We start from the raw sequence: 5,155 nt of genomic DNA, 5'->3' as shown, positions 1-5,155 counted from the left end.
TGGTGATACCACGAGCTTTTTCTTCTGGTGCGTTATCGATCTGGTCGAATGCGCGTGCAGAACCGCCGTAGGTTTTAGCCAGAACGGTAGTGATTGCTGCAGTCAGGGTAGTTTTACCGTGGTCAACATGGCCGATAGTACCAACGTTAACGTGCGGTTTGTTACGTTCAAATTTTTCTTTAGACATCGATTGTCCCTCTAAGACACGGTTAAATCGGTGGTATCACCACATCAACCAAGCATTTGCTTGACGAATTAGTTTACAGAAAGAAAATCAGGAGGGAGAATTTGGAAGTGGTGCTGATAGGCAGATTCGAACTGCCGACCTCACCCTTACCAAGGGTGCGCTCTACCAACTGAGCTATATCAGCACATACTTGGAGCGGGCAGTGGGAATCGAACCCACATCATCAGCTTGGAAGGCTGAGGTAATAGCCATTATACGATGCCCGCATCCTGGAACTCGGCTACCTGATTGTTCTGAAGAACTTGAAGACGGGGAAAAGGACGTGAGACACTTAATTCCTCACCTTCACCTGAAGCGACTCTTTCACTTCAAGCTGCCTCATTACTAAGGCTTGTATGGTGGTGGGGGAAGGATTCGAACCTTCGAAGTCGATGACGGCAGATTTACAGTCTGCTCCCTTTGGCCGCTCGGGAACCCCACCTAATTGTTAAGCACTTGAATGGTGCCGGCACCAAGAGTCGAACTCGGGACCTACTGATTACAAGTCAGTTGCTCTACCAACTGAGCTATGCCGGCATCAAGTGCTGCGCATTCTATGGAGACTTTACGGGGTATGCAACAAAAAAATTGCATGTTTTGCACTATCGCTCATGTTTTATTCAAAAAGTAAGCTTTTTCCCTTTTTCCGCTGTTTAAGGGGTGAAAATATATCCAAAAGTGCGACTTCTTCATACCTGTCTGAGCAAGATATGAACCACTTTCCTACACTTCATTAATGAAATAAATCCTTCGCAGAGCTTAACCGTCTCATTTATGCACTGAAAATGTGCTTTTGCCTCACAAATGAACATCAAAAGGCATTTCTTTATCAGTTACACCTGATTTCAAGGCCATTTATATTGGCGCAGTTCTTGCACTCTTCATTGCGTACGCACTGTTTTGTTATTTTAAGGAGTGCAGCTATGAAAATTGTCATGCTCAACGCCGCAACATTGCCTGTTTATAGAGATGAACTGGCACAACTTCTCATCGAAGCCAACAGTACAGGCGCTTGCGTGGGGTTCCCGCACGTCACCGGACAAAGAGAGGCGGAAGACTCTTTTCATGATTTACGCCCTGCACTAACTCAAAATGAGCGACTGCTTTGGATCGCCAGAGATGAACAAGGTGTCATTGGGACCGTTCAGCTCGATCTGGCCCATTCTCCGGATTTACCTCATCAGGCCGAAGTGAGTACTTTGCTGGTCTGTGCCCGTGCGAGACGACGCGGCGTCGGTCGTCTGTTAATGCGTGCACTGGAAAATACCGCACAGAACCTGCGTTGCTCCGTTCTGTCTTCAGATATGCAGTCAGGTTCGGACGCCGAAGCTTTCTATCGGGCTCAGGGTTATCGCTGTGCGACACTCAGGCAAGACTCAGCCCGTTACAGCAGAAAAAATGAAGTGGTCTATTACAAACAACTACCGCCCTTCACCTGCGCCTCTCACCCCCTCTTTTAGTCTGTGAAAGTGCGGTGAGTATTTCATCGCACTTTCACAGACTTTCCTCACTTGCATAAGTTTCTCAAAAATTTTTAAACTCAATCAAAGAAATCGATAAGTTATAAGAAAAAGATCTCCCTCAAAAATTAAGGTGTCTATAATATGCTGCTGGTTTACTGTCTGGAGTTGGCGTGATCGCCTTTCCTGACCTGCGCTAACAGGCAGACTTTAACTTATGAAAAAAAGAGACCCATCTTTGGCAACTCCTTATCTGCAGTTTGATCGTACGCAGTGGGCAGCCTTACGTGATTCAGTACCACTCACGCTCAAAGAGGCTGAAGTGGTGAACCTGAAAGGCATAAACGAGGATTTATCCCTCGAGGAAGTCGCGCAGATCTATCTGCCACTTTCACGCCTTCTCAATTTTTACATCAGTTCCAACCTGCGCCGACAAGCCGTGCTTGAGCAGTTCCTCGGTACAGATGGACAGAAAATTCCTTATATCATTGGAATTGCTGGGAGTGTAGCGGTAGGTAAAAGTACGACAGCCCGCGTCCTCCAGGCATTATTAAGCCGTTGGCCAGAGCATCGCTCAGTAGAGCTGATCACCACAGATGGTTTTCTCTATCCCAATAAGACGCTCCAGGAGCGTGGGATCATGAAGAAAAAAGGGTTCCCTCAATCTTACGATATGCACCAGCTGGTGAATTTCGTTTCAGAGGTTAAGTCAGGCGCACGGCATGTTACCGCGCCAGTTTATTCACATCTGATCTATGATGTGATACCCGATGGCAATAAAGTTATTGAGCAGCCAGATATTTTGATCCTTGAAGGGCTTAATGTCTTACAAAGTGGCATGGATTATCCTCATGATCCACATCGTGTATTTGTTTCCGACTTTGTCGATTTCTCTATATACGTTGACGCACCTGAAAATTTATTGCAGAGCTGGTATATCAATCGTTTCTTGAAATTCCGTCAAGGCGCCTTCTCAGACCCAGATTCTTATTTCCACCATTATGCAAAATTGCCAGAAGAAGAAGCTGTGAATATTGCGACACAGTTATGGAATGAGATTAACGGCTTGAATTTAAAGGAGAATATTCTCCCAACCCGTGAAAGAGCCAGCCTAATCTTGACGAAAAGTGCTAATCACGCTGTTGAAAGTGTTCGGCTGAGAAAATAAATTTACTGTCGTTAACGAATAAAGGAGAGCCTGATACTCTCCTTTATTTTAGTCAGATACCGCGCAGTGAAATCTCACCGCCAATATAGGGTTTAACTACCGCATCCTGTTCAAGCAACAAAGCACCCTGCGGATCAATCCCGCGCTCGATACCATGAATTTCCTGGTCACCGATGAGTAACTTAACCTGACGATCAAGGAAATTATCTAAACCACGCCAGCGGGGAATAAAAGGTGCTAATCCTTCCTGTTCGAAATGTAATAATGCTGACCTTAACTCTTTCAGCAGCATTGCTGTGAGTTCATTGCGGTCAATATTAACACCCGCTTCCTGCAAATTTATCCATCCCTGAGTGATGGCGTCAGAAGCCGGTTCACGCATTTTGAGGTTAATGCCCGCGCCGATAACCAACTGTGCCGCATCGCCGGTTTTACCTGTCAGTTCAACCAGTATCCCAGCCAGCTTACGGTCATTAAGATAAAGATCATTTGGCCATTTCACCCGTACATCTTTAGCTCCAAGGCGCTGAAGCACCTCAGCCATGACAATCCCGATAACCAGGCTTAGCCCCATTGCGGCGGCAGGCCCTTGTTCCAGCTTCCAGTACATAGAAAGATAAAGATTACTGCCAAACGGTGAGAACCATTTTCGCCCGCGACGTCCCCGGCCGGCCTGCTGATATTCCGCAACACATGCGTCGCCAGAGCTTAATTCACCAATTCGGTCTAAAAGATACTGATTGGTTGAATCAATAACGGACAGAACTCTGACCTGACCCGCCGGAAGCAGCTTGAGGATTTTCTCCTCGTCGAGCAGTTGGATAGGATATGGCAGGCTATAACCTTTACCCGGCACTGTAAATATATCAACGCCCCAGTCACGTACCGTCTGGATGTGTTTATTAATTGCTGCACGGCTCATGCCAATGACTGTACCTAACTGCTCACCGGAATGAAATTCACCATCAGCCAAAATGGAGATCAGTTGCAGAGGAACGGTAATATCTTTCATGACAGCGCACCCACGGCGTCCACTTCACCCTTCGCGGCGATAAAACGAACCTCTGGTTCAAGCCAGATACCAAATTTCTCTGCAACAACATCACGTACATATTTAGCCAATGCACGTACATCAGCGCTGCTCGCATGATCTTTATTAATCAGTACTAACGCCTGTTTATCGTGAACTGCTGCGCCGCCAACGGTAAAACCTTTCAAACCAGCCTGTTCAATCAACCATCCGGCAGCAAGTTTAATTTGCCCATTAGCTTGTGGATAAGACGGCATAGAAGGATATTCGTTGCTGATTTTCTCTGCCACAGAAGCGTCAACAGCAGGGTTCTTGTAGAAACTCCCCGCATTGCCGGTAATGGCGGGGTCAGGTAATTTGCTCTGCCGCATCGCGCAAACTAAATCAAAGATCTGACGGGGGCTAACAGTCTCAGGATCTAAGCGAGTCAGCTCCCCATAACTCAATTTCGGCTGCCATTGTTTTGTCAGCTTCAGGCCTACGGCAATAATGGCATACCCTTCTTTATAGGAATGTTTAAATATACTCTCGCGATAACCAAACTGGCATTCGTCGGATTGCACGCGGATGACCTTTTCGCTCTGCAAATCCAAAACATCCACATAACCACAGATACTCTGCAGTTCGACACCATATGCACCTATGTTTTGAATAGGAGCAGAACCTACGCATCCGGGAATTAAAGCAAGATTCTCCAGACCTGGAATATCATGCTCTAATGCATAACAAACCAATTGATGCCAATTCTCACCAGCCCCCACATGCAGCAACCATTCCTCTGCATTTTCATCCAGCTCAATACCTTTGATCCGGTTCAGCACTACTGACCCTGCAAAATTCTCCAGGAAAAGAACATTACTTCCTTCGCCTAAAAGTAAAAAAGGCTGCTCCTTTTCCTTCGCTGATTTCCAGGCTGCTATGAGTTGTTCAGTGTTCTGGACATGCGTGATTTCAGCAGCATAAGCCGCCAGAGAAAAAGTATTCAGGGATTGAAGAGAAGTGTCGCCAATCGACATAGCAATATTACTCATGAGTGACTTATTTGTGCTTAGTTTAACCGATCCGATATCCTGATACGCAGAGTTTTATAAGTTGGGGTGGGCCTCAAGACCAATAAACAAAGTCCATGCAGAGCTAAATTCCGCATAGCAAAAAGCCCCGCACTTTCGTACGGGGCTTTCCACTTATTTGATGCCTGGCAGTTCCCTACTCTCGCATGGGGAGACCCCACACTACCATCGGCGCTACGGCGTTTCACTTCTGAGTTCGGC

At 46.5% G+C, this 5,155-nt stretch carries 5 protein-coding genes, 4 tRNA genes and 1 rRNA gene; 2 read left to right on the top strand and 8 right to left on the bottom strand.

What is annotated here, in order from left to right; all coding sequences use genetic code 11:
• The 5 genes from AACU55_RS14745 to AACU55_RS14725 form a co-directional block, all read right to left on the bottom strand.
• Positions 1–187: GTP-binding protein (locus AACU55_RS14745; protein ID WP_238483025.1), on the bottom strand; the 187-nt coding region annotated here is incomplete at its 3' end.
• 108 nt (positions 188–295) lie between these two features.
• Positions 296–371 (bottom strand) — tRNA-Thr (locus AACU55_RS14740).
• Between the two features lie 7 nt (positions 372–378).
• Positions 379–453 (bottom strand) — tRNA-Gly (locus AACU55_RS14735).
• A 130-nt stretch (positions 454–583) separates the two neighbouring features.
• Positions 584–668: transfer RNA gene (locus AACU55_RS14730), tRNA-Tyr, on the bottom strand.
• Between the two features lie 19 nt (positions 669–687).
• Positions 688–763 (bottom strand) — tRNA-Thr (locus AACU55_RS14725).
• A 386-nt stretch (positions 764–1,149) separates the two neighbouring features.
• On the opposite strand from AACU55_RS14725, the gene AACU55_RS14720 reads away from it, so the two are divergent.
• Positions 1,150–1,686, top strand: coding sequence for a GNAT family N-acetyltransferase (locus AACU55_RS14720; protein WP_013577416.1), 537 nt, complete (start codon positions 1,150–1,152; stop codon positions 1,684–1,686).
• A gap of 217 nt (positions 1,687–1,903) precedes the next feature.
• Complete coding sequence (gene coaA, locus AACU55_RS14715; RefSeq protein WP_013577417.1) at positions 1,904–2,854, top strand: type I pantothenate kinase; 951 nt, start codon at positions 1,904–1,906, stop codon at positions 2,852–2,854.
• A gap of 52 nt (positions 2,855–2,906) precedes the next feature.
• Here coaA and birA read toward each other — a convergent pair whose 3' ends face one another.
• The 3 genes from birA to rrf all read right to left on the bottom strand — a co-directional run.
• A complete protein-coding gene (birA, locus tag AACU55_RS14710) occupies positions 2,907–3,866 on the bottom strand; it encodes a bifunctional biotin--[acetyl-CoA-carboxylase] ligase/biotin operon repressor BirA (RefSeq protein WP_013577418.1) in 960 nt (319 codons plus the stop codon).
• Positions 3,863–4,900: a UDP-N-acetylmuramate dehydrogenase gene (gene murB / locus AACU55_RS14705; protein ID WP_134707150.1), complete on the bottom strand. Its 1,038-nt coding sequence runs from the start codon at positions 4,898–4,900 to the stop codon at positions 3,863–3,865. The genes birA and murB overlap by 4 nt, the downstream gene beginning before the upstream one ends.
• A gap of 177 nt (positions 4,901–5,077) precedes the next feature.
• Positions 5,078–5,155: ribosomal RNA gene (gene rrf, locus AACU55_RS25765) — 5S ribosomal RNA — on the bottom strand; the annotation flags it as partial.

The organism is Rahnella sp. CJA17(1/100) (genome assembly GCF_963881615.1).
In the GTDB taxonomy this organism is placed as follows: Bacteria; Pseudomonadota; Gammaproteobacteria; order Enterobacterales; family Enterobacteriaceae; genus Rahnella; species Rahnella aceris.
The sequence above is the reverse complement of the archived record's forward strand: the minus strand, read 5'-3'. Positions and strand labels throughout refer to the sequence as shown.